Origin of the sequence: Xiashengella succiniciproducens, from assembly GCF_023674465.1 — a bacterium.
Lineage (GTDB): Bacteria > Bacteroidota > Bacteroidia > Bacteroidales > Marinilabiliaceae > Geofilum > Geofilum succiniciproducens.
In genome coordinates this window covers 2,734,789-2,761,177 of record NZ_CP098400.1, presented here as the reverse complement: position 1 = coordinate 2,761,177, position 26,389 = coordinate 2,734,789, and the positions used below count along the sequence as shown (strand labels likewise).

The 26,389-nt window shown below is 43.2% G+C and carries 23 protein-coding genes and 2 tRNA genes; 11 read left to right on the top strand and 14 right to left on the bottom strand.

From position 1 onward, the window contains the following. The first annotated feature begins 13 nt into the window (after window positions 1-13). Genes M9189_RS11480 through M9189_RS11465 form a run of 4 tightly spaced genes read left to right on the top strand, consistent with a single transcriptional unit; the run spans window position 14 to window position 2,317 of the window. Window positions 14-439 carry a BT0820 family HAD-type phosphatase gene (locus M9189_RS11480; RefSeq protein WP_250723388.1) on the top strand — a complete coding sequence of 142 codons (426 nt, stop codon included), beginning with the start codon at window positions 14-16 and terminating at the stop codon, window positions 437-439. 28 nt (window positions 440-467) lie between these two features. After that, window positions 468-1,046 carry a LemA family protein gene (locus M9189_RS11475; RefSeq protein WP_250723386.1) on the top strand — a complete coding sequence of 193 codons (579 nt, stop codon included), beginning with the start codon at window positions 468-470 and terminating at the stop codon, window positions 1,044-1,046. Window positions 1,047-1,050: 4 nt separating this feature from the next. Further along, window positions 1,051-1,485, top strand: coding sequence for a TPM domain-containing protein (locus tag M9189_RS11470; RefSeq protein ID WP_250723384.1), 435 nt, complete (start codon window positions 1,051-1,053; stop codon window positions 1,483-1,485). A 10-nt stretch (window positions 1,486-1,495) separates the two neighbouring features. Continuing rightward, window positions 1,496-2,317, top strand: coding sequence for a TPM domain-containing protein (locus M9189_RS11465; RefSeq protein ID WP_250723382.1), 822 nt, complete (start codon window positions 1,496-1,498; stop codon window positions 2,315-2,317). A gap of 62 nt (window positions 2,318-2,379) precedes the next feature. Here the strand turns inward: M9189_RS11465 and M9189_RS11460 are convergent, their stop codons facing one another. Genes M9189_RS11460 through M9189_RS11445 form a run of 4 tightly spaced genes read right to left on the bottom strand, consistent with a single transcriptional unit; the run spans window position 2,380 to window position 5,606 of the window. Further along, window positions 2,380-3,132, bottom strand: coding sequence for a zinc ribbon domain-containing protein (locus tag M9189_RS11460; RefSeq protein WP_250723381.1), 753 nt, complete (start codon window positions 3,130-3,132; stop codon window positions 2,380-2,382). A gap of 4 nt (window positions 3,133-3,136) precedes the next feature. After that, on the bottom strand, window positions 3,137-4,240 hold the full coding sequence (locus M9189_RS11455; protein WP_250723379.1) for a Nif3-like dinuclear metal center hexameric protein: 1,104 nt from the start codon (window positions 4,238-4,240) through the stop codon (window positions 3,137-3,139). Window positions 4,241-4,295: 55 nt separating this feature from the next. Next, window positions 4,296-4,631 carry a MerR family transcriptional regulator gene (locus tag M9189_RS11450; protein ID WP_250723372.1) on the bottom strand — a complete coding sequence of 112 codons (336 nt, stop codon included), beginning with the start codon at window positions 4,629-4,631 and terminating at the stop codon, window positions 4,296-4,298. 3 nt (window positions 4,632-4,634) lie between these two features. Further along, entirely contained in the window at window positions 4,635-5,606 is a 972-nt protein-coding gene (locus tag M9189_RS11445; protein WP_250723370.1) for a M23 family metallopeptidase, read from the bottom strand. Window positions 5,607-5,858: 252 nt separating this feature from the next. On the opposite strand from M9189_RS11445, the gene alaS reads away from it, so the two are divergent. Beyond that, window positions 5,859-8,486, top strand: coding sequence for an alanine--tRNA ligase (alaS, locus tag M9189_RS11440; RefSeq protein ID WP_250723368.1), 2,628 nt, complete (start codon window positions 5,859-5,861; stop codon window positions 8,484-8,486). Window positions 8,487-8,736: 250 nt separating this feature from the next. Here the strand turns inward: alaS and M9189_RS11435 are convergent, their stop codons facing one another. From M9189_RS11435 to M9189_RS11425, 3 genes are all read right to left on the bottom strand, one after another. Further along, window positions 8,737-9,675: a CapA family protein gene (locus M9189_RS11435; RefSeq protein ID WP_250723367.1), complete on the bottom strand. Its 939-nt coding sequence runs from the start codon at window positions 9,673-9,675 to the stop codon at window positions 8,737-8,739. Between the two features lie 221 nt (window positions 9,676-9,896). Continuing rightward, window positions 9,897-11,282, bottom strand: coding sequence for an IS1380 family transposase (locus M9189_RS11430; protein WP_250722148.1), 1,386 nt, complete (start codon window positions 11,280-11,282; stop codon window positions 9,897-9,899). 42 nt (window positions 11,283-11,324) lie between these two features. Then, entirely contained in the window at window positions 11,325-11,570 is a 246-nt protein-coding gene (locus tag M9189_RS11425; protein ID WP_250723365.1) for a hypothetical protein, read from the bottom strand. Window positions 11,571-11,735: 165 nt separating this feature from the next. On the opposite strand from M9189_RS11425, the gene M9189_RS11420 reads away from it, so the two are divergent. Continuing rightward, window positions 11,736-11,927, top strand: a complete 192-nt coding sequence (locus M9189_RS11420) for a cold-shock protein (RefSeq protein WP_250723364.1) — start codon at window positions 11,736-11,738, stop codon at window positions 11,925-11,927. A 66-nt stretch (window positions 11,928-11,993) separates the two neighbouring features. Here M9189_RS11420 and ispF read toward each other — a convergent pair whose 3' ends face one another. From ispF to porU, 3 genes are all read right to left on the bottom strand, one after another. Next, the gene (ispF, locus tag M9189_RS11415) at window positions 11,994-12,482 is read right to left on the bottom strand and encodes a 2-C-methyl-D-erythritol 2,4-cyclodiphosphate synthase (RefSeq protein WP_250723362.1); all 489 of its coding nucleotides are present in this window, start codon (window positions 12,480-12,482) and stop codon (window positions 11,994-11,996) included. Window positions 12,483-12,488: 6 nt separating this feature from the next. Next, complete coding sequence (porV, locus tag M9189_RS11410) at window positions 12,489-13,658, bottom strand: type IX secretion system outer membrane channel protein PorV (protein WP_250723360.1); 1,170 nt, start codon at window positions 13,656-13,658, stop codon at window positions 12,489-12,491. A 170-nt stretch (window positions 13,659-13,828) separates the two neighbouring features. Beyond that, a complete protein-coding gene (gene porU / locus M9189_RS11405; RefSeq protein ID WP_250723358.1) occupies window positions 13,829-17,227 on the bottom strand; it encodes a type IX secretion system sortase PorU in 3,399 nt (1,132 codons plus the stop codon). Window positions 17,228-17,549: 322 nt separating this feature from the next. Here porU and M9189_RS11400 point away from each other — a divergent pair, with 322 nt between their 5' ends. Both M9189_RS11400 and M9189_RS11395 read left to right on the top strand, forming a co-directional pair. Next, on the top strand, window positions 17,550-19,040 hold the full coding sequence (locus M9189_RS11400) for an SUMF1/EgtB/PvdO family nonheme iron enzyme (RefSeq protein WP_250723356.1): 1,491 nt from the start codon (window positions 17,550-17,552) through the stop codon (window positions 19,038-19,040). A gap of 79 nt (window positions 19,041-19,119) precedes the next feature. Further along, complete coding sequence (locus tag M9189_RS11395; RefSeq protein WP_250723348.1) at window positions 19,120-20,403, top strand: UDP-N-acetylmuramoyl-tripeptide--D-alanyl-D-alanine ligase; 1,284 nt, start codon at window positions 19,120-19,122, stop codon at window positions 20,401-20,403. Between the two features lie 109 nt (window positions 20,404-20,512). Here M9189_RS11395 and M9189_RS11390 read toward each other — a convergent pair whose 3' ends face one another. The 4 genes from M9189_RS11390 to M9189_RS11375 all read right to left on the bottom strand — a co-directional run bounded on the left by M9189_RS11390 (window position 20,513) and on the right by M9189_RS11375 (window position 24,764). Then, complete coding sequence (locus M9189_RS11390) at window positions 20,513-21,652, bottom strand: glycosyltransferase family 2 protein (protein ID WP_250723347.1); 1,140 nt, start codon at window positions 21,650-21,652, stop codon at window positions 20,513-20,515. Continuing rightward, the gene (locus tag M9189_RS11385; RefSeq protein ID WP_250723345.1) at window positions 21,544-22,452 is read right to left on the bottom strand and encodes a lysophospholipid acyltransferase family protein; all 909 of its coding nucleotides are present in this window, start codon (window positions 22,450-22,452) and stop codon (window positions 21,544-21,546) included. Before M9189_RS11385 ends, M9189_RS11390 begins: the two co-directional genes overlap by 109 nt. Next, entirely contained in the window at window positions 22,449-23,243 is a 795-nt protein-coding gene (locus M9189_RS11380; RefSeq protein ID WP_250723343.1) for an inositol monophosphatase family protein, read from the bottom strand. The genes M9189_RS11385 and M9189_RS11380 overlap by 4 nt, the downstream gene beginning before the upstream one ends. A gap of 180 nt (window positions 23,244-23,423) precedes the next feature. Then, window positions 23,424-24,764 (bottom strand): PhoH family protein, encoded by a 1,341-nt coding sequence (locus tag M9189_RS11375; protein WP_250723341.1) that lies wholly within the window; start codon window positions 24,762-24,764, stop codon window positions 23,424-23,426. Window positions 24,765-24,854: 90 nt separating this feature from the next. On the opposite strand from M9189_RS11375, the gene M9189_RS11370 reads away from it, so the two are divergent. The 3 genes from M9189_RS11370 (at window position 24,855) to M9189_RS11360 (ending at window position 26,387) form a co-directional block, all read left to right on the top strand. Continuing rightward, on the top strand, window positions 24,855-26,141 hold the full coding sequence (locus M9189_RS11370) for a bifunctional folylpolyglutamate synthase/dihydrofolate synthase (protein ID WP_250723339.1): 1,287 nt from the start codon (window positions 24,855-24,857) through the stop codon (window positions 26,139-26,141). Between the two features lie 70 nt (window positions 26,142-26,211). After that, window positions 26,212-26,286 (top strand) — tRNA-Val (locus M9189_RS11365). A 26-nt stretch (window positions 26,287-26,312) separates the two neighbouring features. After that, a tRNA-Val gene (locus M9189_RS11360) sits at window positions 26,313-26,387 on the top strand. The last annotated feature ends 2 nt before the right edge of the window (window positions 26,388-26,389 follow it).

Sequence of the window (26,389 nt, the reverse complement as noted above, 5' to 3'; positions counted from 1 at the left end):
TAAGATTTTATATATGGTTATTGCAGTTGATTTTGACGGTACTATTGTCGAGCATCGCTATCCCGAAATAGGGAAGCCTCGTTTTTTTGCATTTGAAACACTTAAGGCCCTTCAGAATGATGGGCATCAGCTAATTCTTTGGACATACCGGGATGGAAAGTTGCTTGATGAGGCAGTTGAGTATTGCCGCAAAAACGGGATAGAATTCTATGCTGTTAATTGCAGTTATCCAGGTGAAGTACTTGAACCCGGTCAGAGCAGAAAGATACATGCCGATTTGTTTATTGACGACAGGGTAGTCTTTGGTTTTCCGGGTTGGGGTGAGATTTATCAGGCAATTAATCCTGATGTAAAAGTGGACTATCTCAAGCAGTATGAGGATGCCCGTAAGAAGTCCTTTGGGGGAGTTGTAAAGCGCTTATTTGGTATTGATAAATAAATCCGAAAACTAATAATCTAAACAGACTATGAGACTAATTCGCTTTGTAGTGTTGGTAATACTTGCCATCCCTTTTTTCAGCAGTTGTGGTTACAATAAAATGGTTGAACTCAGGGAGGGAGTTGATGCTCAGTGGGCGCAGGTGGAAAATGTGTATCAACGCAGGGCTGACCTGATACCCAATCTTGTAAACACTGTTAAGGGTTATGCAGCTCACGAACAGGAAACCCTCGAAGGTGTTGTTGAAGCCAGGAGCAAGGCAACCGGAATCAACCTGTCAGTTGACGAACTTAATGATGAGACCTTGCGTCAGTTTCAAGAAGCGCAGGAAGGTCTGTCTTCTGCATTGTCAAGACTGATGGTTGTTGTTGAGCAGTACCCTGATCTTAAGGCTAATCAGAACTTCCTGGATTTACAGGCACAGCTTGAAGGCACTGAAAACAGGATTGCAGTGGAGCGCAACAGGTTTAATGAGGCTACACGGGTGTATAACACTTACATCTCCAAGTTCCCTCAGGTTATAATGGCTTCTCTCTTTAAGTTCGAACGTAAGCCCTATTTTGAAGCCCAGTCTGGTGCTGAAAAGGCTCCTGAAGTACAATTTTAGCGTTATGGCTCAACAGTATTTCTCCGATAAGGATAAGACTCAAATTGTAGAAGCAGTCAAACAGGCTGAACTTAATACATCCGGTGAGATCAGGGTGCATATTGAGTTGAGGTGTCCTGAAGATGTTATGGACAGGGCGGCCTACCTGTTTGAAAAATTGGGAATGCATAAAACGGAGAAGAGGAACGGAGTTCTGTTCTACCTTGCCATTGAGGATCATGTATTTTCAATACTTGGTGATGCCGGAATTAATGCTGTTGTAGCATCTGATTTCTGGGAGAGCGCCAAGCAGGCTATGATAGAGTATTTCAAACAGGGTGATATTACGGGTGGTATTGTGAAAGGGATTTCAATGGCCGGAGAACAGCTTAAGGCATATTTCCCCTATATGAGTGATGACCGCAATGAGTTGAGTGATGAGATTTCATTTGGTAAATAATGGCTGGACTATGAAGAGGATACTTTTTTCTATATTATTTGCGGTGTGCACCTTTGGGGCTCTTAGTGCTAATGTAATCCCACCAAAACCCGAGCCTCCAAGACTGGTGAATGACTATGCAAATATTCTGGATGCTTCAGCTGAAAGACAACTTGAGGAAACCCTGGCAAAATTTGCCAGGGAGACTTCTACTCAGGTTGTCATCGTCACAGTAAGTTCTCTTGATGGATATCCAATAGGTGACTTTGCAGTCGAACTTGGACATTCATGGGGAGTAGGACAAAGTGACAATGACAACGGTATCGTAATTGCAGTTAAACCGCCCTCAGTAGGTGAAAGGGGAGAGGCTTTTATAGCTACCGGATACGGTCTTGAAGGTGCAGTTCCTGATGCCATTGCACGAAGGATAGTTGATAACGAAATGATTCCCCAGTTCAAGAACGGGGACTATCATGCCGGGTTACTGTCTGCTGTTGCTGTCATAATGGATCTTACACGTGGTGAATATACAGCTGATGAATATATCGAACAGACAGGTTCTGTTGCTATTGCAATAGGTGCATTTTTTATAATCATATTCATAATAATAATCATTTCTATTGTTACACGTGCCAAAAATATCCAAAGCTCTTCAATAGGGCATGATATTCCAATCTGGACTCTTATGGCTATGATGGGCTCTATGTCACAAAGACATGGAGGTTCGTGGGAGAACTTTTCATCAGGCCGAGGTTCCTTCGGTGGAGGATTTGGAGGAGGCTTCGGCGGTGGTGGTTTTGGTGGATTTGGAGGTGGAGGCTTTGGCGGCGGTGGAGCCGGAGGATCATGGTAAAAAAAAGAGCCGAACGCAAGTCCGGCTCTTTTTTAGAATATATCTATACCTTAGAGAACATCCTAGAGGTCGTTGTCAACCAGGATACGTCCGCAGTACTCGCAAACGATAACTTTCTTTCTCTGCTTGATGTCCAGCTGACGTTGCGGTGGAATCTTGTTAAAGCAACCTCCACAAGCATCACGGGCAACAGTAACTACAGCAAGTCCGTTGCGGGCATTCTTGCGGATACGCTTGAATGCTGTCAAAAGACGCTCTTCGATACGGGTTTCGATCTCCTTTGACTTGGCAATCAGACGTTCTTCTTCTGCCCTGGTCTCAGTAATGATTTCTTCAAGCTCAGCCTTCTTTGCCTTTAGGTCTTCAGTGCGCTCTTCTACGAGTTTTGCAGAAGTCTCAAGCAACTCATTCTTGCTCTTCATTTCGGCAGTAAACTCCTTGATACGCTTTTCGCAAAGCTCAATCTCAAGAGTTTGAAACTCGATTTCTTTGGTTAGTGAATCGTATTCACGGTTGTTGCGAACATTGGATTGCTGAGCTTCATATTTCTTGATCAATAATTCGGCATCCTTGATTTCATTTTTCTTGGCAAGAATGTCGTCGTTCAATTTCTTTATGTCGGTTTGCAGATTGGTCATACGAGTCTCCAATCCGGCAATCTCATCTTCCAGATCCTGAACCTCCAAAGGCAATTCGCCTCTCAGGGTTTTTATCTTGTCTATCTCGCTGGCTACTTTTTGCAGGTCGAAAAGGGCTTTGAGCTTGTCCTCAACGCTGACCTCGGTAGCTGTGGTTTTTGAATCCATCTTTGCCATTATGCTATAAGTATTTAATAGGATTGCTGTTTACCTGTGATAAATGGAGTGCAAAATTATGAAATTTTTTTGTAAGTATCTCACAAAAAACTTCTTTAGTAAATTGCTCACTTTCATAATGACCTATATCGGCTATTATGATCTTATTCTCAGCCTCAAAAAACTGATGATATTTAAAGTCACCTGATATAAAAATATCGGCCCCGGCCCTGATCGCATCTTTAAGAAGAAAACTGCCACTGCCTCCGCAAAGTGCTACTTTGCGGATTTCCTTGGTGGTTATTGCTGTGTGCCTGATGACTCCGGCCTTGCAAACTTCTTTAAGATAAAGAAGGAACTCCTCTGTCAGCATTGCTTCTGGTAATACCCCAACGACTCCAAAACCGACCCTGTCCCAGCTATTCTTGAGTGGATATATATCGTATGCCACTTCTTCATAAGGATGGGCTTCTAGAAGTGCATTGATGACCCGGCCTTCAAGATAATTAGGGAAGATTGTTTCTATCCTGGTTTCCGGTTCAAAGTGCAGCACTCCCTTTTCACCTACATAGGGCTTTGAGTGATCTCCGCCACGGAAGCTCCCCTGACCTGTGATGTTGTAGCTGCAACTGTCATAGTTGCCTATGTGTCCTGCACCTGCATCAAACAATGCCTGCCTCACTTCCTCAGCCTGAGCATGGGGGACAAAGGTTACCAGCTTGCAAAGCTTGTCCTTTCGTGGTTGCAGTATCTTTTGTTCCTTTAGGCCCAGCTTGTCCGCCAACCTGCTGCTGACTCCACCTGTAATGCTGTCTATATTTGTATGGGCTGAATAAATCGCGATATCGTGTTTAATAGCCTTGCGGATAATATGTCCTGTGGCATCATCACCAATCTTTTTAATTCCTGCAAAGATCAGGGGATGGTGTGATATTATCAGATTTACTCCAAGTTCGATTGCTTCATCAATAACTTGTTCAGTTACATCAATGCAGATAAGCGCACCGTTTACCTGATCATCAGGGTTGCCCAATTGAACTCCACTATTGTCGTAACTCTCCTGAAGCGCGGCAGGTGCCACACTTTCGATGAGTCCGGCAATATCTCGAAGACGTATAAGCTCACTCATTTATGCAAATGAAGAATGTTAATGCTGAAGAAAAGAATGATCCGGGAGAGCTATATCAAAGGTTGTCCCTTATCGATATTAGTGTTTCCCTAATTTCTTTAAGACGTTTAATAAGTTCAAAGTTTTCCTCAGTACTATGACGGTTTTCTTTGAGCTTTAACTTAGCGCCCTTCAAAGTCATACCCCTTTCTTTGACAAGGTGGTAGATAAGGTGAAAATTGTCTACGTCCTGTTGTGTAAAGAGCCTGTTGCCTTTCTTGTTCTTATGCGGCTTGATAATGTCAAACTCCTTCTCCCAATATCTGATAAGGGAAGTGTTGACATTAAACATGTTGGCCACTTCCCCGATGGAGTAGTATAGTCTTTCTACAATCGGTTCTTTGTATGGCATGGCTTAATCAAAGGTTCTGTTACTATTGGAAGAGATTCTGATCATTTCTTCATATTCTTCAGGAGTAAGGTCCTGGAAAAAATAGTGCGTTGGATTCACAGCTTTTCCTTTGATTCTTACTTCATAGTGAAGGTGGGGGCCTGTTGATTTACCTGTATTGCCGACAAAACCAATCACCTCACCACGTTTGACCTTTTGTCCCACTCTTACCTTGAATTCAGACATGTGGGCATAGAGAGTGGTATAGCCAAAGCCATGATCTACTTCAACGTAGTTGCCGTATCCTATTGCAGATTTATGAACGGTCTTGACAACACCATCTCCGGTCACGTAAATCTCCGTTCCGATTGGAGCTGAGAAGTCAAGTCCTTCATGAAACTTGTTCGTCTTGTATATCGGGTCGAGACGCATACCCCATCCTGAAGCTGTGCGTTTTAGGTCTTTGTTGGATATCGGTTGAATAGCAGGAATGCATCTTATCATCTCCTCCTTGCGTTGTGCAAGGTCAATAATCTCATCAAAGGATCTGGACTGGACGTAGAGCTGTTTCATTACGCCATCAAGCTTTTTGGCAGTGCTGATTACCAGTTCGGCATTGTCTAGATCTTCAAGGTAGCGGTAGCGGTTTACACCACCAAATCCGGCTCTACGAATAGCATTAGGTATTGAATCAGCTTCAAAGATGACCCTGTAAACGTTTTCGTCGCGCTGTTGTATGTCATCTAATACGTCAAGAGCCTGATCCAGTTTACTGGCCATTATTTCATATTGGGATAGGAGTTTTACATTCTCCCTCTCAAGCTTAATTTCACGGGGACTCTCAAAAATGTTGGAGTAAAGGAAGAAAAATACCAAACCCATAAAAGCACTGGAAACAGTGAAAGAGAAAGCCTTCCCAAGATAATATTTGAACCCTGTTTCTACTCTGTCATAGCTAAGCGTTTCGGGGTTGTATTTATACTTTACTTTTGACATACTGCACTGAATTTGTCGCTAAAATATAAAATTTTGCCATCAACTCGCAAAAATCAGGTTATTAATCTATTTTTGCTCGTCGATTATTTATTTTTGCCTGCCCTAATAACTCAATATTTTGAGTTTTAGTGTTTGAGAGACCAATAAAATGGATGATTGTGCCGACAGTTAGAGCAGAGTCTTTTACGCCTGCATAAAATTAAGGTTTCAATTATTTGAGCAATCAGTTAATCTGGTATTTTCTAAAATAACATGACAGCATCTGAGATCAGAGAGAGTTTTCTGGAATTTTTTGAGTCCAAACAACATCGTATTGTTCCTTCAGCCCCAATGGTTGTAAAGGATGACCCAACGTTGATGTTTACCAACGCAGGGATGAACCAGTTTAAGGATATTTTCCTGGGTAACAGGCCAGCTGAGTACCTTAGAGTGGCCAATTCACAAAAATGTCTGCGTGTTTCAGGTAAGCATAATGATCTGGAAGAGGTAGGTCATGACACCTACCACCATACTATGTTTGAAATGCTTGGTAACTGGAGCTTTGGTGACTATTTCAAGCATGAAGCGATTGACTGGGCATGGGAGTATCTGGTTGATGTGTTGAAGATGGATCCTGATCGTCTCTATGCTACCGTATTCGAAGGAAATGCGGAGGAAGGACTGGTACGCGACAGTGAAGCATTCGAATATTGGAGCAAACATCTTCCTGCTCATAGGATTGTCAACGGAAATAAAAAAGACAACTTCTGGGAAATGGGTGATACAGGTCCATGCGGACCCTGTTCTGAGATTCATATCGATCTCCGTGACCCTGCAGCAAGAGCTGTGGTTCCCGGAGAACAATTAGTCAATAAGGACAACCCTGAGGTAATTGAAATCTGGAACCTTGTATTTATCCAATATAACCGCAAGGCTGACGGATCACTTGAGTCATTACCACAAAGGCATATTGACACGGGAATGGGCTTTGAGCGTCTTACCAGAGCTATTCAGGGTAAGACATCAAACTATGATACTGATGTTTTTCAACCAATAATCCAGGAAATTAGCAATATTGCCGGAATTAAGTATGGTGCAGCAAGGGAAACTGATGTTGCAATGAGGGTTGTAGCTGACCACATCAGAACAATATCTTTTGCTATCTGCGATGGTCAGTTGCCTTCTAACAACAAGGCCGGATATGTAATTCGCCGTATTCTTCGCAGGGCAGTAAGGTATGCCTATACCTTCCTTGGTATGAAGGAGCCCTTTATGTGCAGGCTTGTTGAGACCCTTATCTCAGTTATGGGTAAGGCTTATGCCGAACTGGCAGCCAACAGGGATCTGATCGAGAAGGTTATCAGGGAAGAGGAAGAAGCCTTCCTGCGTACACTTGCAACAGGTATCCAACTCCTGGATAAGATTATTGAAGAGAGGAAACAGAAGGGGGCAAAGACTGTTGAAGGAAAACAGATTTTCGAGCTATACGATACTTTTGGTTTTCCATACGACCTTACCGAACTAATCCTCAGGGAAAACGGCCTTGAAGCCAACCATGAGGAGTTTGAAAAGGAAATGGAAGCACAGAAAGCCAGAGCAAGAAATGCAACGGCTGTAGAAACTGACGACTGGGTGGTATTGAGAAAGGACGACACCGAAGAGTTTATCGGTTATGATCACCTCGAAGCAGAAGTCGAAATCGTCAAATACCGTCGTGTTAAATCAAAGAACAAGGAGCTTTATCAGATAGTCTTCAATATTACTCCTTTCTATGCAGAAAGTGGTGGTCAGGTTGGAGACTGTGGTTATATAGAAGCCAAGGGTGAGAGGTGGGAAATTACTGAGGTAAAGAAGGAAAACAATCTTATCGTTCACCTTGCACCCAAGCTTCCTACTGATGTTAGTGGCAGGTTCAACGCTGTTGTTGATGTACGTAAGCGTCAGATGACTGCCAACCACCACACTGCGACCCACCTGCTTCACAAAGCCCTTCGCAAGATATTGGGAACACACGTTGAGCAACGTGGCTCACTAGTTCATCCCGACTATCTGCGTTTTGACTTCTCTCACTTCCAAAAGATGAGTGATGAGGAGATCAGGATGGTTGAACGTGAAGTAAACCGTGAGATAAGGATGAACTTACCTCTCGAAGAACACCGTGCCATTCCTATTGCCAGAGCAAAGGAAATGGGTGCTATGGCGCTCTTTGGTGAGAAGTATGGGGATGTGGTCAGGGCTATTCGCTTCGGTGAGTCGGTTGAACTTTGCGGTGGTACCCACGTGAGTGCTACTGGACAGATTGGCATGTTCAAGATAGTTGCCGAGTCTTCAGTTGCTGCAGGTGTAAGACGTATTGAGGCTGTTGCCGGAGAAAAGGCAGAGGAGCTGATGTATGCACAGAATGACCTACTAAGGGAACTTGCAGAGATTCTTCACAAGCAGAAAGATCTGCGTAAGGGAATTGAATCTCTGGTATCTGAGAATGCCGAGTTGATGAAGGAGGTTGAGACCTTCAAACAAGGCGTAATTCAGGCTCTGAAACGTAATATCAGCGACGATGCCAAGGTGCTTAATGGAGTCAAACTGATGCATTGTCAGCTTAAGCCCATATTCAGCAAGAGTGTCAAGGATATTGCCTTCCAACTAAGGTCAGAATGTGATAGCAGTATGGCTGCTGTCCTTGGTGTAGAAGCCGATGGTAAGGCTCAGATTGCAATAATCATTTCTGAGGAACTTGTGGAAAAGGGTCTTGATGCAATTGAACTGATTAAGGCTGTTTCACCTGAGATAAACGGTGGAGGTGGAGGACAGAAGTTCTTTGCAACAGCTGGTGGAAAGAATCCGTCAGGATTGCAGACTGCAATAAGTAAAGCCCTTCGCCTGATCGAGGAAAGACTCTAAGGCTCTGTAGATTTAATATTACTATCTCCATACTGTGCCCAGTAAAGGACACTGTTATCAGAGAGATCTTACAAAAACTGTCAAGGTTGTCCCACCGGACAGCCTTGACAGTTTTATCTAGATTTAGGGTTTTGCATGAAATTGCTGGGATTGTGCAAGCTTATATTACCCCATGTCGTATCATACTTCTAAAGTGCTCACAAGCCACGGTGTAGAGGTATCATGTGGCTTAATAATAAGCTTGATGCATTTATCTAAGCGGCCATTCTTCAATAATCTCCTGAATTCCTGTGTTGTTCTTCATTACTCCACGGGCCTTGGAAAGATAACTATCCATACCGCTCTGTGCCCCGCTAAGTTGTTCTGGCAAACCGGTCTTTGAGTATAGTGAGGCCGGCAGTACGTAATAATTCTTTTTGCCATTCTCGACCGGGGTGTAGACCCAGGTTAGCATATATTCTGCATCTTTGACCTTAGTTGTGCATCCTTCTTTTTCAATTTCTAGTCGAACAATCACACCCCCATCTGTATATTCATTCCTTTGATTTGAGACAAAATTACCTAGTGAATAGACGAGAACCCTTCGCTTGTCGTTTTCGTCTTCGGTTACATGCATGGGCTGAACCACATGGGGATGTGACCCAATAATGATATCGACACCCTGATCGAAGAGAAACTCGGCAGTAGATCGTTGGGCTGCATTGGGTTGCAAGGCATACTCATCACCCCAGTGGATGCAGACAATTATCATATCGGGTTTCTGGCTTTGGGCAGCAAGTATATGATCAGCTATTTCCTCCCTGACTATATGGTTTACTATATTGGGCTGACGCACTACTATGCCGTTTGTGCCATAGGTATAGTTGAGTATTGCCAGTCGTATCCCATTAATCTCAATCATCCTGGGATTATTTTCCCTGAAATCAGTACTGTCTTTGAATGTTCCTGTATAATTGAAATACATACCCTCAATTACGTCCAGGGTTCTTTCCATCCCTTTTTGACCACGGTCATATGAGTGATTATTGGCCGTAACAAGGAAGTTGACACCTGCATTCTTGTATGCATAAGCCAGAGCATCGGGAGAGGAGAAGGCGGGGTAACCGGTATAAGGAGGTCCGGCAAGCGTAACTTCCAGATTGCCGACAACTATATCGGCAGAACGGAATGCCGGCTCAATATACTTCAAACCTAAATTGAGCGATTCGTAATTTCACCTGCCCCCGTCGTCTCACTTGATTTCAAAAAAACGGAAATTTTCTCAGAGGTAGGCTTCTTTCGTGTACTTTTTCAACGAAAATTCAGTTCTGTTTTTCACTCAAACCGAACTTTATCGCATTTTCTATGGGTCTGGACATAAGTCTCCCATTACCACTACGGGTTTACAATCCTGAGGTATGTTGTTCTGCCTTATGCAAACTGAATTTTCGGCGGTGACTGACACCGTTCCCATAACTCTTCAATATTTATCGTTTCATAAATTACTCTGGTGACATTCAGGACAATACTCCTTGCCCTTGAGGTTATCTTGACAGCAAAATCAATAAGCTTTCTTCTGAATGTATTAGGATATACGGTTACCGGAATAACCTCTGCGGTAACATCTTGTTTGTATGCTTCGAAAATAAAGTGTGTAACTACCAGCATAAAATAATAGGCTCTGTTCATTCCAAAGGATTTAAAAGGAAGTTGTTCTCTGGTAGCAAGCTCTTTAATGCTACGATGTATCAACTCGTCGGCTCCTCTTTGGTGTGATTTTCGTATGATGGTATCAGCTTTAAACCACTCATCTCCACCGGATGCCCGAAGCCTTTTGTCAGCGACAGGACAGTTCCCGATATTGGTATAGATGACGCTGTCAGGCTTACCAAATTCCATTACGTACTGCCCGGTATCATCCCGGTGCAATCTGGTAAAAAAGCAACGACGAAACTTGGACCAGGATTTCAACTTGCTGGCAAATTCCGCAAATTGCCAGACTGCTTTATTTTTAGTGATTTTGCCCAAAGTGTCAATGGGTAAAGCCTTTACATATTCAGTAACATCATTGTACAATTTTCCTGTTGTAATGTAATGTATATTAAGCTCTTGCTCGAATATCTCGTACGCTTTCTGATCCGCAAACCCACTATCGGCGCACACCACAATAGGGACTTCTTTGGAGTATCTCTTGCGTATCAGATTTACTATAGAGCGTACCCTGTCGGTGTAATCTGATCCATGATTGGAATGAGCACTTCCTTTTCTAAAGGTCACGTCTATCAGAAACGAGCCCCAGCATATATGAAGTGGCTGAAACCCTTTCTTACGCTTGTAAGTGACCTCGCAACCTTCGCGTTTCGCAGCATCGTCATTATCCAAAACCATGGTGTCAATGCCCAGTTCTATAACTTTGGGTTTGGATATGTGAAGCCTCCAGATAAACAGTTCATTAAGTATCTTATTGAATACCGAGTTTGAAATAACGGACAGCTTCCCAAAAAAACGTTTGACCTGGTGAGAAGAGGCCAATTGGTCGGTCTTGCATTCAAGCAAACATGCATATCCTTCATCCTTTTTACTTTGATCAAAACTGCTTATGGCCATATTTGTGCCATCTATAAAAAATGCAACAATCTGTTTTACAAACTGTTGAAGCTGCAAGCCTTTGCTGTTTCCAGTAAGCAGAGAAGAAACATTACGCGATATTAGCCCATATAAGCCAATTTGCTCAGTGTAGCGAAGAAATAAAGGGAGCCCTCCACGACCAGAAATTTTATTGGTTGTAATGCCGATTTTTGTTATCTTCGTACTCATAAAAGATAGTCTTGTGCACCTAAATGGTGAAGTGTTGTTTTTTTATTTTAATACCTCTAAAATACACATTATCAAGGTTATAAGCAAGCTATCTTTTATTTTTTTTTGTATAAATCGCTCAATATAGGTCAAAGTCGGTTCGTAATCATAGCTCCCGTCAGCCTGTTGGGCGCTGTTAATCTGTCCGCTATGTCCCATAATATCGCCAAAAAATAGCAATGTTGCTTGTTGTGCTACCAGATTCTGCATTACAATGGCCAGCAGAAGTGTTGTGCAAAATTTCCTCATGTTACCTGGTTTTCAATTCTACAAAGCTAAGAAATGCAATAACTATCCCAAAGCCTATGAATTGGATATAAATATTTATTTATCTGATTTTTCTGTATTTTTACTTGATATTTTAAAAAATACTCTACCTTTGACCCATCAACATTTTATTATTATTATCACATTATGAACAAAGGAATTGTAAAATTCTTTAATGACACCAAAGGTTTCGGTTTCATTAGGGATGAAGAAACTGGCGAAGAATACTTCGTTCACGTAACTGGTCTGGTTGACAAAATCAGAGAAAACGATGAGGTAACTTTCGATCTTCAAGAAGGTCGTAAGGGTCTGAACGCCGTTAATGTTAAATTGGCTTAGTTATATTACCATATAACTTCTGAGAACATTAAAGTGCTAAGGCTGTCCAATAGGACAGCCTTTTTTCTATTTTTTGTAGATAAGTACGCTTACGTAGGCCGCAATTCCTTCCCCGGTACCAACAAAGCCCATTTTTTCGGTAGTAGTAGCTTTTATTGAGAGCTGAGAAACTTCGATGTTCATCACTGCGCTTAAAACTTCCTGCATTTGAGGAATAAGTGGGTTAAGCTTAGGTCTCTCCAGAGCAACAGTTGAATCAATATTGCCTATTTCATATCCTGCTTCCCTGATCAGCTGTGTACATTTTTTAAGCAGAATCTTACTATCTATACCTTTGAGAGCTGGGTCATTGTCGGGAAAGTGAAAACCGATATCACGCATATTGGCAGCTCCAAAGAGGGCATCGCATATTGCATGGATCAGGACGTCTCCATCTGAATGTCCTACCGACCCTTTATCGAAGGGCACTTCAATACCGCCTATACACAGTTTGTAGCCTTCGGCCAGGCGGTGTACGTCATAGCCGAAACCAGTTCTCCAGTTACAAGTGCTCATTTTCTTCTATTTCTTGCTAAGTTGGCTAAGATCAAAGCCAAGTGTAAAACGTACTGTATTAGCCAGTGGGTTGTTTTGAACCACCGGGATGATATACGATGCATCCAGGGTCATCATGTTGAATTTTAGTCCTACTCCGGCAGTAAAGAGCTTACGGTTACCCTTCCTTTCGTGTTCGTGGAAGTAACCAGCCCTGACTGCAAATTGATCCACATACCAGTATTCAAGACCAAGTGCAATATTGATTTCCTGAAGTTCCTCCTCCATTCCACCGGGAGCATCCGAAAAGGATTTGAACATAGCCTTGGGTACTGACATATTGCTGTATTTGCTCTGATAATCATCTGGTGAATCGGTCTTTGCCGACACCAATGGCGTCGGAACAAGAAGTTTGTTAAAGTCCAGATTCACATTCAACTTGTTGTAAGAATCCAGTTCGGTATCCAACGAAAACCCTAGTCCTAGGTTGGTTGGGATATATTGCTTGTTTACCTTATCATAAGATATCTTGCTACCTATATTCGAGACATTAATACCGGCTGATATTTGAGATGGAGTACCCAACAATTCAGTTTCACCTCGATAATAGAAGGCGATATCGGCTGCAAAAGAGTTGCCCGGTTCCATATCCTCCTGCATTGCATTGAGATCCGAACGGATATACCTGAAGGCTACAGAACCTGATAACTTTTCTGTCAGCAGACGGCTATAGGCAAGGTCTATGGCAAATTCATTGGGCTTAACAGTAAAACCGTTCTGGTCGTATCCTGTGTTATAAGTAATTTCCCCAAGAGTAAAGTACCTGATGGAGGCAGCAACTACCTGCAGGTCATCAATTCTCTTATAGCCTGTAATGTAATACAGGTTGATATCATTGACTAGTTTACGAAGCCAGGGGGTATATGAAATTGCAACCTCAGAATCACTGGTAATAAAGGAGAATTTCGCCGGGTTCCAGTACAGGGAGTTGACATCAGGAGACGAGGCTACACCAGTATTACCCATAGCTCCGCCTCTTGAGTCGGGTACTATGCCAATAAACGGAACGGCTGTATTGATAATGTTGGTTTGTCCGCTCAGGTCTCCATAATCGTTTCCATCCTGCGCGTTTATGGCTGAAATACCAGTTATCATCAGCGCAGCTCCAATCGTAATATCCCTTAAAAACCAGTTCATAATAAGTAGTTGTTGTTAACCTTGTTCCTGCTCAATTTATGACGGATAACTAATGCGAACAAGGTGATTTTGTATTTTCTAAAAACAGATAAAATCCTGTTTTATTGTTGCCTGCCTTCTTAAATTTGATTTCCGTGAAAGTGCCTGCAAATATAAGTAATTAGGTATTACTATTTAATTAATAGTTTTTCAATTCTCTGAGTCTCCTTACCATTACCGGATTTAATACTGAAGCGGAGCAGATAGAGGCCGGGAGCCCTTATTCCCAGTTGATAAGGATCTATCGATACAGGACCTAGTGTGTTGCCATTTACAAGACCTTGAACCTTTGTACTTCCAGTCACCCTGCCATTGAAACTGATTGCCTCACATAGTATAGTAAGCGCTGCATTGGCTTCATCAGTATTAAATCTGATGTTTACTGTTGATCCGGTAGTAACCGGATTGGGGTACATTGTAAAATCCCTTAGTGTAAGTTCGTTACCACTGCCAACAACAAACTCAGTCTCAACCATTGATGAGTTATTGTAGTTGTCCCAGGCTTTAAGACTAAGAGTGTATCTGCCGGGTTCAAGTCTGGGAAGCTGATAGGTTATTGAGCCAGATCTGAAATCGTTCGGGCTCGCTACAAAATACTCATTGAGTATAATTGGATTATATGAATCTCCGTTGAGAAGAATGGTAATGTCGTGACCTATTCCACTAGCCGAAGTATTGATGCCTGATTCATCGAATATGCTTGCATATATGATTGGGGCGCTGCCGGTCATATCCCCGGCTTTGAAGCCGGGGTGGTTGAGGTAGAGATCTATTTCAGGACCCTTGGTATCGATGGATGCATTTTCGTTAAAGCCTCCGATTATCACGTTTTTGAATGCACCGAAAGCTTCTCCATGATCTTCGGAGTAAGCATAATAACTAATTTTCCCGGGGGCGTAGTTATACCGTATGTCATAGGGAACCATAAAGCTGAGCTCAAATTCCCCGTTTACTACCGTGGCTTTGCCTTTGAAAAGTACGTTAGAATAGTTCTTGTAACGGAATGGTGTTGCTCCTCCATTGCCAAGAGTGGTTATCTCCCTTTGCTTATCATAGACAACTACGTCCATATGACCATTGTATGAATCAATTTTTTCCCCTCTTAGGTCTGTAATCTCACCTTTAATGTGTGTCAGTGTCAAAGCTCTCAAGGTGTCAGGATCCTCTGTTACAGCCTTATTGTTGATGGCCACTGTCTTAACCTGATTTTGCGGATAGATTAGTCTGAGAGCAGGATCTCCAAGCAGCATGAAATTGAGCTTGTTAACACTGTTGCCCGCGTTGTTCTTAGTATTCTTGATTATTGATCCCAGGGTAGGGGAGCTCCCATCTTCATCTCTTTCAAATACATGGTTGAAGAAAGAGTTGTTGACCTGGAAGTTTAGGCCTGAATAAACCAGTCGGGTTGTCGAAAGCAGGGCTATGGCACCGCCATTGGGATTTAGCAGTAGTAGTTCTCCTCCAGATTTTCCTGATGGGTCGTCAAAGCGGCTGAACTCACAGGTTGCAGTAACAAAGAGGGCAAGTCTTTTTATGTTTGACCAGTTCTCAATATCTGCCTTTGTGATTACCTGTTCGTGAGCCAGTCCGTTGACACTTCCGTGTCCCACGAAGTTGAACAGGAGAGTTCCATCTGCAACAGTACGTCCAGCCAGGTCATGAACCTCAGGTGAGCGTTCACCTGTAGTAGTACTAGTCTTTCTGTAATTATCGAGATAGATTTTGCGTATGTCAAACTCCGGATTATTGGCTTCGATCTTTTGAGCCAGAAGGTCGGCATCCCTCATATGTACATTGTAGTCTCCATCATCAGCCAAAAAGGTCACAAGCTTTTTCCATGTTCCCGGGTCCTGCTCGAATATATACTTCTTGATTTTATTAAGAGCAATTTCAGCCTCCGCTCTGTTTTCTGCAGGAATCCGTCCTATACCAATATCCAGTCTGTCGTACCTGTCATCTGCTCCTTCATTTTCATCAAGAAAACCAAAGTAGTCATCTGTAACATAGCTTTCGGTATAGTGAATTGAATTTTCCGACTGATAGGTTACTACAAGTGATCTGGATGATCCTTCTGAACTTCGCGGATTGTATGTACCTTGTCCAAAGAGAAGAAGGTAGCGGGGCGCGTTTTCATTTCCCTTTCCTGATCTTTCATAGAGCATTCTCATAAAGGAGCGAATGGCTGTTGGGTCTGTATGTCCCCATGAGAATTCATTATACAGTTGTTCGGGGCTTATAACTTCCACAGTGAGATTATCAAGAGTCCTGTGGATATCTGCCAGTTCTTCTGCATATGATCTGAAGTTCTCTGGAGCTACTATAACATAATGAGCTTGTCGTATAGCATGGAGATTTTGATTCTTTACAGTACTTACAAAGTTTGGTACTGGCAACGATGCTCCAGGTCTGAATGCAACATATTCCCTCAAGGTATCTGCTATTGCAATGAAAGAAGAATATTCCTGGCTGTGACTAAGGGGTATATGAACAGGTGAGACTATATCACTAACGTCCCACACAACTGTCGAGGAGTTGGTTCCTGATATTCTATATTCGGCAACTTCATTAAGTACATCCGGCATGGGATTTCTAAACTGTAGTTCGTCACCATTCATTTGCAATCTGGCAGTTGCATTAATGGAGATAAAATCAAGCCATCCGTATGCGTTACGGGCTTCATCACTGAATCTGACTTTTATAGTAAGATTACTTCCTCCATTGTTAAAGCTCGCAATTCCTTCTCCTTCCCTTGCATAATAGCTGTCGTAACGTGATAAATCAGTTGCCGCTAATGTAATAGTAAGGGTAGGAGAGGCTGCATCATTAACAGTGAGATAAAAGCTGTTAAGGGATTGGGATCGTGAAACTACTGATGCATATAAAAAGGCATCCTCTGATTCGTCTCTGTTGGGTATCTGAAAACTAAATGACCTTTCTAGTGTGCCTGATACGCTGAAATTCTCACCATAGAGTTTACTACCTGATTTAATCAGACTTATATTATCACTTTCGTGAAAATCCCTGTAAGTGTAGGTCTCAATCACTCTGTCAGGCTGCAGGTTTTGTGCTGGGGTTGTTGTTACTGACCTTGGAGTGGTTTTTATGTCGCTTATAAAATAATATGCGACACTTTCCCAGTTGTGCAACTTATGAATAAAGATTCCCTTTTCAGAATCCCATTGCCAGGTTGCCGGTCCATGGGCATAGAAATAAATAGCATCATTATAGTGCCACACGGCAAGTTCAGGTAGGTCATCTATACGGGACTCACTGTTAATACGTGGAAGCATCTTCCCGCCCTGGCCAAAGACGGCCACTCTGGTTGGATCCGCATACCCCCACGACCGCAAGGTTGTGTACGGGATACGGTGTATCCCGCTCTTATTCACAGAAACCTTTGTCCATAGACCGCTTGCCAGTACCGAATTGTCGCTGTATCCGGAATAATTCTGTGCACTGAGCGGAATTACGGCAATGAAAAATATCAGTGATATTAAATATATAAGTGTTGCAACAAAAAAATTCTTCATCAGGTGTGTTTTATCAGCCCATAAATATACGCTTTATGTCATCAAAATGTTAACCTCCTATGGGTTACCAATAGGTTAACACACAAAAGCAAAAAAAAGTGAGTGTTTTATGTACCAAAATACTAAGTCCTGCGTTAAAGTTGCAAGAAGGTCACAGAGCAGGAAAGAGGGGTCTGCATTTTTTTTGAAATTTTCAGGCAGGCAGGTATAACCTTTTTTGAATTTTTGTGTATAAATCAGAGATTGACATTTGTTAGTCCGCCTAATTATTGGTTATCTTTACAGGGTTGTAACAGAAAAATAAGAATTCAACAAATAAGCTATGAGATTCAGATCCAGTTTATTATTTGTAAGTTTAGCAACCGCTTTGATGCTGGGATCATGCGGTGGTGGTAAAAAGACCAACGTTTCTTCGACCACCGGATGGAAGTATAATGATGCAAAGTTTGGTGGTTTTGAGTACCAGGCAGAGCACGAGCAGGAAACCGGCCCAGGTCTGGTCTTCATTGAAGGTGGTACCTTTATCATGGGACAGGTTGACGAAGATGTAATGAAGGAATGGAATAACATTCCACGTCGAGTCACAGTACCTTCGTTTTATATGGATGAAACAGAGGTATCCAATGCACACTACCGTGAGTATCTGCACTGGATAAACAGGGTGTTTGTTAGTTACCCTGAAGTATACCGCAACGCTCTTCCAGATACTTTGGTATGGCGTCGTCCTATGGCTTACAATGAGCCATATGTAGAAAACTACTTGCGTCACCCTGCATTTAGTGACTATCCTGTCGTAGGTGTAAACTGGATTCAGGCTAATAACTATTGCGCATGGCGTACCGATCGTGTTAACGAGCTTATTCTTGTTAGGGAAGGAATTATTGAACTAAACCTTGAAGGTCAGCAGGACGAAAACAACTTCAATACTGAGGCATACCTGCTTGGACAATATGAAACTACTGATGGCCGCAGACCGCAAAAGGATCTGTTTACAGGAGATAATCGCAGGGTTAGACCTGATGACGGTATTCTTCTTCCCCGTTATCGCCTCCCAACCGAAGCAGAATGGGAATATGCTGCAATGGGTCTGATAGGTAATTCATATGAGGAAAGACTTACCAATCGCAGGATTTATCCATGGGATGGTCACATTGTTCGCAATCCAAGCAAGAAATATCGTGGTGAGATGATGGCCAACTTTATTCGTGGAGCAGGTGACTACATGGGTATGGCCGGTTCGCTGAATGATGGTGGTGATATTACAGTTCCTGTTAAATCATACTGGCCAAATGACTATGGTCTCTATTGTATGGCAGGAAATGTTAACGAATGGGTAGCTGATGTATATCGTCCATTGTCATTTGCAGATGTTGAAGAATTCAGCCCATACAGAGGCAATGTATTCCAACAAAAGGTACTTGACAGCGAAGGTATGGTTGTTGAAAAGGATGAATACGGACGTATCCGCTACCGTGAAGAGACTGCAGAGGATATCCTTGACAGGAAGAATTATCGTGCAGGCGACAACCGCAACTACAAAGATGGTGACCCAATATCCAACATTGCAATTGGTGGTGACTGGACAAGCAGTACTGAATCAAATACTACTACAATGTACGATAGTGGAGGAAACCTTGGTAGCATGATTTCTGATCGTGCACGTGTGTACAAAGGTGGTGGTTGGAGAGACAGAGCTTACTGGTTAAGCCCAGGTACACGCCGTTACCTTGACGAACGTGAATCTCGCGATGACCTTGGATTCCGCTGTGCTATGACACGTGTGGGTAGCCCAATGTCTTCAAAGAAGAAATAGCACTTATAAAACATAAAGCAAAAAAAGCCGGTTTTAGCCGGCTTTTTTGCATTTTTGCCAGTACCATAATACCAGCTAGATGGACCAGCTTTATCAATACTACCTGAGATACAGAAGGGTTATTACAGACAGTCGCAAGGTTGAACCCGGTGCTATATATTTTGCTCTGAAAGGAGCAAATTTTGACGGTAATGATTTTGTCTCAGCAGCTCTGACTGCAGGTTGTTCCTTGGCGGTAACAGACCGACCTGAGCTTAATGGTACTGATGGAACTTATTTTGTGCCGGATGTACTTGAAGCTTTGCAGAAACTGGCTTCAATGCATAGGGAGAGGACCGGGATAAAGATAGTTGCAATTACCGGTAGTAATGGTAAGACTACAACAAAGGAACTGATTGCTGCGGTTCTGAGCACAGGTATGAAGGTGTGGTATACTCAGGGAAATCTGAATAATCATATTGGTGTACCGTTAACCATCCTGGCAATGCCGGAGGATACAGACTTGCTGGTTCTTGAGATGGGAGCCAATCACCCTGGTGAGATTAAGTTTCTGAGTGAACTGGCAAGACCCGATTATGGATTGATTACCAATATCGGGAAGGCTCACCTTGAAGGTTTTGGGTCTTTTGAGGGTGTTAAGAAAGCAAAGGCTGAGCTTTATGATTTCCTGGCAGCCAATGGAGGTAAGGCCTTTCTTAACAGGGATAATAAGGTTCTGGGCTCGGTTATAGGTTCCTGCCCTGTGGCTCTTGGCTATGGTAAGGATGCTGATGTTATTGCCGCAGATGCAGTGGCTGATCCTTTTCTGAGTTTTACATGGCAGAGAGATGAGGTAAGTTACAAGGTTAGAACCAAACTGACCGGTATCTATAATCTTGAGAATGCTTTGGCTGCTATTACTATAGGACTGTTTTTTGGTATCAGTCCTGAAAATATCAATAGGGCACTGGAAGCATATATGCCTGCCAATCATCGCTCTCAGATGGTTGAGACCAATCGCAACAGGGTCGTCCTTGATGCCTATAACGCCAATCCTTCAAGTATGAAGGTAGCCCTTGATAATTTTCTTGCAATGAAGGGTGAAGGAAAGCTGATTATTCTTGGCGGTATGAAGGAACTTGGAGCTGAGAGTAGAAGCGAACATCAGGTCCTTGTTGACAGACTGCGGAATGAATTTAGTGGTGAATGCTACCTTGTTGGTTCAGAGTTTGAGGCCTTGGGGCCCATCCCACACCAGTGGATTCATTTTAGTTCAACCGAGTCCCTACTCGGGCATCTTAAGAAAAACGCACCAGAAAACAAGCTTATTTTACTGAAGGGAAGCAGATCCAATTGTCTGGAACTGGCAATGCAGTACCTATAGTTGAATTATTCTACAAGTAATAGGTCCTTTATAGAGCAATAATTTACCCGCCTTCCTGGGGTGTTTTAGTCTTGTATTTGGGCTTTGGTAAACCATGCAATTGGATTCGTTACTTTGGATCAGGCTTAAACCTTAGCATTTTGAATTCCTTTTTACCTTTCAGAAAGTAGTCAAGTACAACAGATCCCCTGTATTGTTCCGGATGTTGCCTGGCTTTCACAGATCTCATCAGCTGTTTGCGGATGGCTTTATATCTGCCGGCATCTTTTAGGAAATTTCTATGAGCTTTGGATATTGCTGCTGCATGTAGCCCTTCACCTTTAAAGAAGAAGTTGAGCAATGCTACAAAATCAAGTACAAAGCGGGCAGCGATAATCAACCATGCTTTGGTCCCATATTGATTTTTGAGTATAAGAAACAGGTTATTACGGAAATTCAGGTATGTTTTCCTGGGATTCCCATAGTTAAGGCTGCCTCCTCCCATATGATATACCTCTGAGGATGGTTCATAAAGGATTTCATAGCCTCTGTTTTTAATTCTCCAACACCAGTCAACCTCTTCCATATGAGCAATGAAATGGCTGTCAAATCCGCCACTGTCAAGGAATAATTTACGACGTACCAGGAGAGCTGCACCACTACCCCAGAATACCTTGCTGGGAGTATCGTACTGCCCTCTGTCTTCCTCTACATTGTCAAAGATTCTGCCCCTGCAAAATGTATAGCCCAGTTTGTCTATATATCCACCGGCAGCACCTGCATATTCAAAATACTGTTTGTTATTGTAATCCTTTATTTTGGGTGTAACCGCTGCTACTTCAGAATTCTCATCCATAACCCGGATAAGTGGTGGTAGCCAGTTTTCTGCAGGCTCCACATCAGAATTAAGTAGCAAACAATAGTCGCTTTCCAATAGGGCCAGAGCCCTGTTGTAACCGTCGGCAAAACCATAGTTTTGCCCTAATTCGATAATCTTGACATCTGGCATATTGGTTTTAACCCATTCCACTGAATCATCATCAGAACCATTATCTGCCAGGACAAGGGTAACGCCCTTAACAGCTGAGCGTTCCGCGACCCTGGGTAGCAGTATTTCAAGCAGTTTCCTGCCATTCCAGTTGAGTATCACCACATCCAGAGTCATAAGCCAGAAGGTTTGTATAGGTGAGAGTATTTCCACCTCTTGTGTGACCATAGCCAGAATTCCGGTGCGTCCATTATCTGCCCTTCCAGCAACCTTACATGCCATTCGGTTATTTCATACTCAGTTGAAGTTGCTACATCACCAGGGTAGGGGATGTAGGTCATCTGATACCTGCCCCGGCCTGTCTTGACAATGTGCCAGTATACAACCTTTGATTTGCTTAGCCTGGCCATTTTTTCAGGACCAAGTATTATTGCAGTATTCTGATTAAGGAAAGTCGTCCAGTAGTTTAGCTCGAACTTTGACGGACTCTGGTCGGATATTAGTCCAATAACAAACTGGCGGCTCTGTTGCCTCAGTTTTACTATCTCACGACTTACCGAATTCAGGGGCAGGTTGATAGAGCCAAACCGGCTGCGCATATTGAGCATCAGTTTGTCAAACTCCTTGTTTTTAAGTGGGCGGTATACCGACATTGAGACTGTATTCTTGTAATCCATGCTGACTACAGGTGTCCATTCCCAGTTGCAATAGTGGCCGAGAACTGCAATTACGTTGTTGCCCTCATTAAGCAGTTCTTCCATAAGTTCAGGATTGACCACTTTCACTCTGTTTTGAATCTGTCTGATATCAATTCCAATCAGGGAGATAGTTTCCACCAGAAGGTCGCAGAAATGGCGGTAAAAGCGTATCCTGATCCTGCGTATCTGTGCAGAGGTCTTATCGGGGAAGGAGTTACGCAGATTGCGGGTTACGACCTTTCGCCTGTAACCGACAATAAGCATTATCACAAACAGAAAGTCTGACAAGCGATATAGTACCCACAGAGGCAGGTGCCCGGCCAGCCATAGTAAGGGGTAGCCAATCTGAAAGCCTATTGATTTCTTTTCTTTCTTATCTGTCATTTAAGGAAGCTGCTAACAACTGAATACATTTCATCATAAACCAGAGCGTTGGTGGCTATGATCTGCCTTCCATAAAGGTAATTGTTTCCTCCAGCAAAATCGGAAACCCTGCCACCGGCTTCCTGTACTATAAATGCACCTGCTGCTACATCCCAGGGTTTGAGGTCATATTCGTAGAAGGCATCCACCCTACCGCAGGCTACATACACAAGGTCTGCAGCTGCTGAACCCAGGCGCCTCATGCCGTGACTGTTTTTCATAAAGTAGTTGAGCGATTCGATAAACTCATTCATCTGTGAGAAGTTGGTATAGGGGAAACCGGTTGCAATCAGACTGTCGGCCACAGTTGCAGCTTCTGATACCCTAATCCTTTGTCCGTTTAGGTAGGCTCCACCATCTTTCCATGCATAAAAACACTCGTCAAGTCCGGCTTCATAAACCACTCCGACAACAATCTCATCATTTTCCTGCAATGCAATACTTATGGCATATGGGAATAGTCCGTGGATAAAGTTTGTCGTTCCGTCTATAGGGTCGATGATCCAGTTGTAGGTAACTCCCCTTTTATCCGAACTGTTTTCCTCAGCCACAAAACCTGATTGGGGGAGTAGCTCCGAAAGTTCCCTGATCAGTCTTTCTTCAGTCTGTTTATCAAACCTGGTAACGAAGTCATTCCTGCCTTTGGATTCTTTCTGAGGGGCCTCTTTGGCACGGGCGGTCTTCAGTGCCCTGCCGGCATTCTGAGCTAGTCCGGTAACCTTAAGGCAAATATCTTTGTAGTCTATCTCCATCTCTATGTGTGGTTTAAAACACAAAGATAATAAAAAGAGGGGTACCCGTTTAGAAGGGCACCCCGGTACTTCCTTATTTTATGTGTCCGGTTTAGAATTTTTACGGCACGCACCTAAGAATTGCCTTTGCAAGGTCTGACCTGGAGCGTGAAGATATCCGTTTTCCAGGTGCCTGTTACCCTACAGCAGGTTGGAAGCCAGTTCTGCCAGGTAGCTTCTTTCTCCCTTTACCAGGTTGACGTGGGCAAATACATCCTGTCCATTCATCTTATCAGTCAGGTATGCCAGACCGTTGGATTGCATATCCAGATATGGAGTGTCAATCTGATGAATATCGCCGGTAAACACTATCTTGGTGTTCTCACCTGCACGGGTGATGATGGTCTTGACCTCGTGCGGGGTGAGGTTCTGTGCTTCGTCAACAATAAAATACACATCTGAAAGACTTCGACCGCGGATAAATGCCAAAGGAGTAATGATAAGTTCCTCTCGTTTAAGTTTATCCTCTATAAGTTGGTATTCCTTACTTTGCTGGTTGAACTTGTTTTTGATAACCGCAAGGTTATCAAAAAGGGGCAGCATATAGGGCCCTACCTTTTCTTTAACATCGCCAGGCAAGAAGCCAAGATCACGGTTTGACAAGGGAACAATAGGTCTTGCAAGCAGTATTTGCTTGTACATATTGTGCTGCTTAAGAGCTGCTGCCAGTGCAAGGAGGGTCTTACCCGTACCGGCCTTTCCTGAAAGGGAAACCAGTTTGATATCCGGATTCAAAAGAGCATGCAGAGAGAATGTCTGCTCGGCATTGCGCGGTTCGATGCCAAAGGCATTTTCCTTCTCAATGCGCCGTATCACATTGTTGAAAGGATCGCTCCAGACAAGTACGCTTGTTGCTCCGTTCTTGAGTACAAAATACTGGTTGGAAGGGCATTGTTTCTTATCCATTGGAAAATCGTTCCTGGGGATGCTTCCATGGTCATAAATCCTTTTGATAATCGCAGGATCAAAGTTCTCGACATTCTCAACCCCCTTGTGCAGGACTTCAATATCTTTGACCTTGTCGGTTTCATAGTCCTCGGCCTTGAGGCCGAGTGACTTGGCCTTCATTCTGAGGTTGATGTCCTTGGAGATTAGAACTACAGTACGGTCTTTGAATATTTCTGTAACGTGGATAGTAATAGCAAGTATCCTGTGATCGGGGGTGTCTTCTGCGAATGATTCTTCCATTACCTTGGGATAAGGTTTTCCGGTTGCTATGAAAAGCCGGCCCTTGTCCGGACCAAGGGGGACTCCATCTGTAAAGAGTTTCTCCCCTGCCAGCTTGTCCATTATGCGGACAAATTCCCGGGCCTGGTAGTTTATCTGGTCACTTCCCTTTTTGAATTTATCCAGTTCTTCGAGAACCACGATGGGGATAATGACATCATTGTCCTGAAAATTGTAGAGACAGTTGTGGTCGTGAAGCAGTACATTTGTGTCGAGAACAAAAATCTTGGCGACACCTTTCTTTTTGGCAGTCATAGAGTAAGATTTATTTTCCATTAAAGTTATTCAATAATCAGTCAAAATTCTCACTTTTGCCATCTTAATTTATTCTATTTTGGTGATTCCATGAATTATCAGGAAGCAATCGACTATTTGTTTTCACAACTTCCGATGTACCAGCGTAGCGGGGCATCGGCATATAAGGACAACCTTGACAATACACTTCGTATGGATGAGTATTTCGGTCATCCACATCGAAAGTTTCGTAGCATCCATATTGCAGGGACCAATGGCAAAGGATCCGTATCTCATATGCTTGCCTCCATTCTCCAGGAGGCAGGTTATCGCACAGGCCTGTATACATCGCCACACCTGATTGATTTCAGAGAGCGGATAAAGGTCAACGGAGAGATGATAAGGGAGGAGGATGTTGTAGACTTTGTTGAAAAGAGCAGGGATATAATTGAAACAGTCCAACCCTCATTTTTTGAGATGACGGTTGCCATGGCCTTTAATTATTTTGCGGTGCAGAACATTGATTTTGCTGTTGTGGAAGTTGGGCTTGGCGGCAGACTGGATTCAACAAATATTATTACACCCGAACTGAGTGTAATAACCAATATCGGGTTGGATCATGTCGCTATTCTGGGAGACACCTTGGCTAAGATAGCATCAGAGAAAGCCGGTATTATTAAGCCCGGAGTACCTGCCGTAATTGGGAGAAGGCATGAGGAGTATGATGAGGTTTTCTTGACAAAGGCCGGGCAGAATGGTTCACCCATTTGCTGGGCAGTTGATTGTGTAAAAGTTGAAAGAACTGCATACAGCCATGCATTTCAGACAGTCGATATATATGTGGAAGACAAATTGACATACAAAGACCTGAGAGTTCCCTTACCAGGAATATATCAGCTGGAGAATATTGCAACTGTTGTAGCTGCAATAGAAAGCCTGAGAAAGACAGGTTCCGGAATTAGTGCTGAAGCTTTGTGCAGGGGTATTGAGCGTGTAATAACAAATACAGGACTACACGGTCGCTGGCAGGTATTGTCTGAAAAGCCACTGATTATTTGTGATACTGGGCATAATGAAGATGGAATAAGGAAGGTCGCTGAGCAGCTCGCACAGATTCCTGCCGTTAAGAAGCACCTTGTTATCGGCATGGTTAGCGACAAGGATGTCAGTAAGGTGCTCCAGCTGCTACCTAAGGATGGGGTGTACTATTTCACCAGGGCATCAATTCCCAGAAGTCTTGATCCCGTGGAGTTGCGGGATATTGCAGGTAAGTATGGCTTGAAAGGGGATATCTATCCCGATGTGAAAAGTGCAGTAGAAGCTGCAAAAATAAAGTGTGGGGATAATGATTTGATTTTCATAGGAGGAAGCACTTTTGTTGTGGCAGAGGTCGTTTAAAGTATCGGAATTATTTGGTCGTTTTTTAAATCTCTTCTATATTTGCATCGCTTTTTGAGAAAAGAAGTCCGGGCGCTTAGCTCAGCTGGTTCAGAGCATCTGGTTTACACCCAGAGGGTCAGCGGTTCGAATCCGTTAGCGCCCACCGGTTTTTGATTAAGGAAATATTTAGGGCGCTTAGCTCAGCTGGTTCAGAGCATCTGGTTTACACCCAGAGGGTCAGCGGTTCGAATCCGTTAGCGCCCACC

Coding starts and splice junctions, on each gene's coding strand:
- M9189_RS11480 (WP_250723388.1), top strand. CDS start 14: ATGGTTATTGCAGTTGATTTTGACGGTACTATTGTCGAGCATCGCTAT.
- M9189_RS11475 (WP_250723386.1), top strand. CDS start 468: ATGAGACTAATTCGCTTTGTAGTGTTGGTAATACTTGCCATCCCTTTT.
- M9189_RS11470 (WP_250723384.1), top strand. CDS start 1,051: ATGGCTCAACAGTATTTCTCCGATAAGGATAAGACTCAAATTGTAGAA.
- M9189_RS11465 (WP_250723382.1), top strand. CDS start 1,496: ATGAAGAGGATACTTTTTTCTATATTATTTGCGGTGTGCACCTTTGGG.
- M9189_RS11460 (WP_250723381.1), bottom strand. CDS start 3,132: ATGGCAAAGATGGATTCAAAAACCACAGCTACCGAGGTCAGCGTTGAG.
- M9189_RS11455 (WP_250723379.1), bottom strand. CDS start 4,240: ATGAGTGAGCTTATACGTCTTCGAGATATTGCCGGACTCATCGAAAGT.
- M9189_RS11450 (WP_250723372.1), bottom strand. CDS start 4,631: ATGCCATACAAAGAACCGATTGTAGAAAGACTATACTACTCCATCGGG.
- M9189_RS11445 (WP_250723370.1), bottom strand. CDS start 5,606: ATGTCAAAAGTAAAGTATAAATACAACCCCGAAACGCTTAGCTATGAC.
- alaS (WP_250723368.1), top strand. CDS start 5,859: ATGACAGCATCTGAGATCAGAGAGAGTTTTCTGGAATTTTTTGAGTCC.
- M9189_RS11430 (WP_250722148.1), bottom strand. CDS start 11,282: ATGAGTACGAAGATAACAAAAATCGGCATTACAACCAATAAAATTTCT.
- M9189_RS11425 (WP_250723365.1), bottom strand. CDS start 11,570: ATGAGGAAATTTTGCACAACACTTCTGCTGGCCATTGTAATGCAGAAT.
- M9189_RS11420 (WP_250723364.1), top strand. CDS start 11,736: ATGAACAAAGGAATTGTAAAATTCTTTAATGACACCAAAGGTTTCGGT.
- ispF (WP_250723362.1), bottom strand. CDS start 12,482: ATGAGCACTTGTAACTGGAGAACTGGTTTCGGCTATGACGTACACCGC.
- porV (WP_250723360.1), bottom strand. CDS start 13,658: ATGAACTGGTTTTTAAGGGATATTACGATTGGAGCTGCGCTGATGATA.
- porU (WP_250723358.1), bottom strand. CDS start 17,227: ATGAAGAATTTTTTTGTTGCAACACTTATATATTTAATATCACTGATA.
- M9189_RS11400 (WP_250723356.1), top strand. CDS start 17,550: ATGAGATTCAGATCCAGTTTATTATTTGTAAGTTTAGCAACCGCTTTG.
- M9189_RS11395 (WP_250723348.1), top strand. CDS start 19,120: ATGGACCAGCTTTATCAATACTACCTGAGATACAGAAGGGTTATTACA.
- M9189_RS11390 (WP_250723347.1), bottom strand. CDS start 21,652: ATGGCATGTAAGGTTGCTGGAAGGGCAGATAATGGACGCACCGGAATT.
- M9189_RS11385 (WP_250723345.1), bottom strand. CDS start 22,452: ATGACAGATAAGAAAGAAAAGAAATCAATAGGCTTTCAGATTGGCTAC.
- M9189_RS11380 (WP_250723343.1), bottom strand. CDS start 23,243: ATGGAGATAGACTACAAAGATATTTGCCTTAAGGTTACCGGACTAGCT.
- M9189_RS11375 (WP_250723341.1), bottom strand. CDS start 24,764: ATGACTGCCAAAAAGAAAGGTGTCGCCAAGATTTTTGTTCTCGACACA.
- M9189_RS11370 (WP_250723339.1), top strand. CDS start 24,855: ATGAATTATCAGGAAGCAATCGACTATTTGTTTTCACAACTTCCGATG.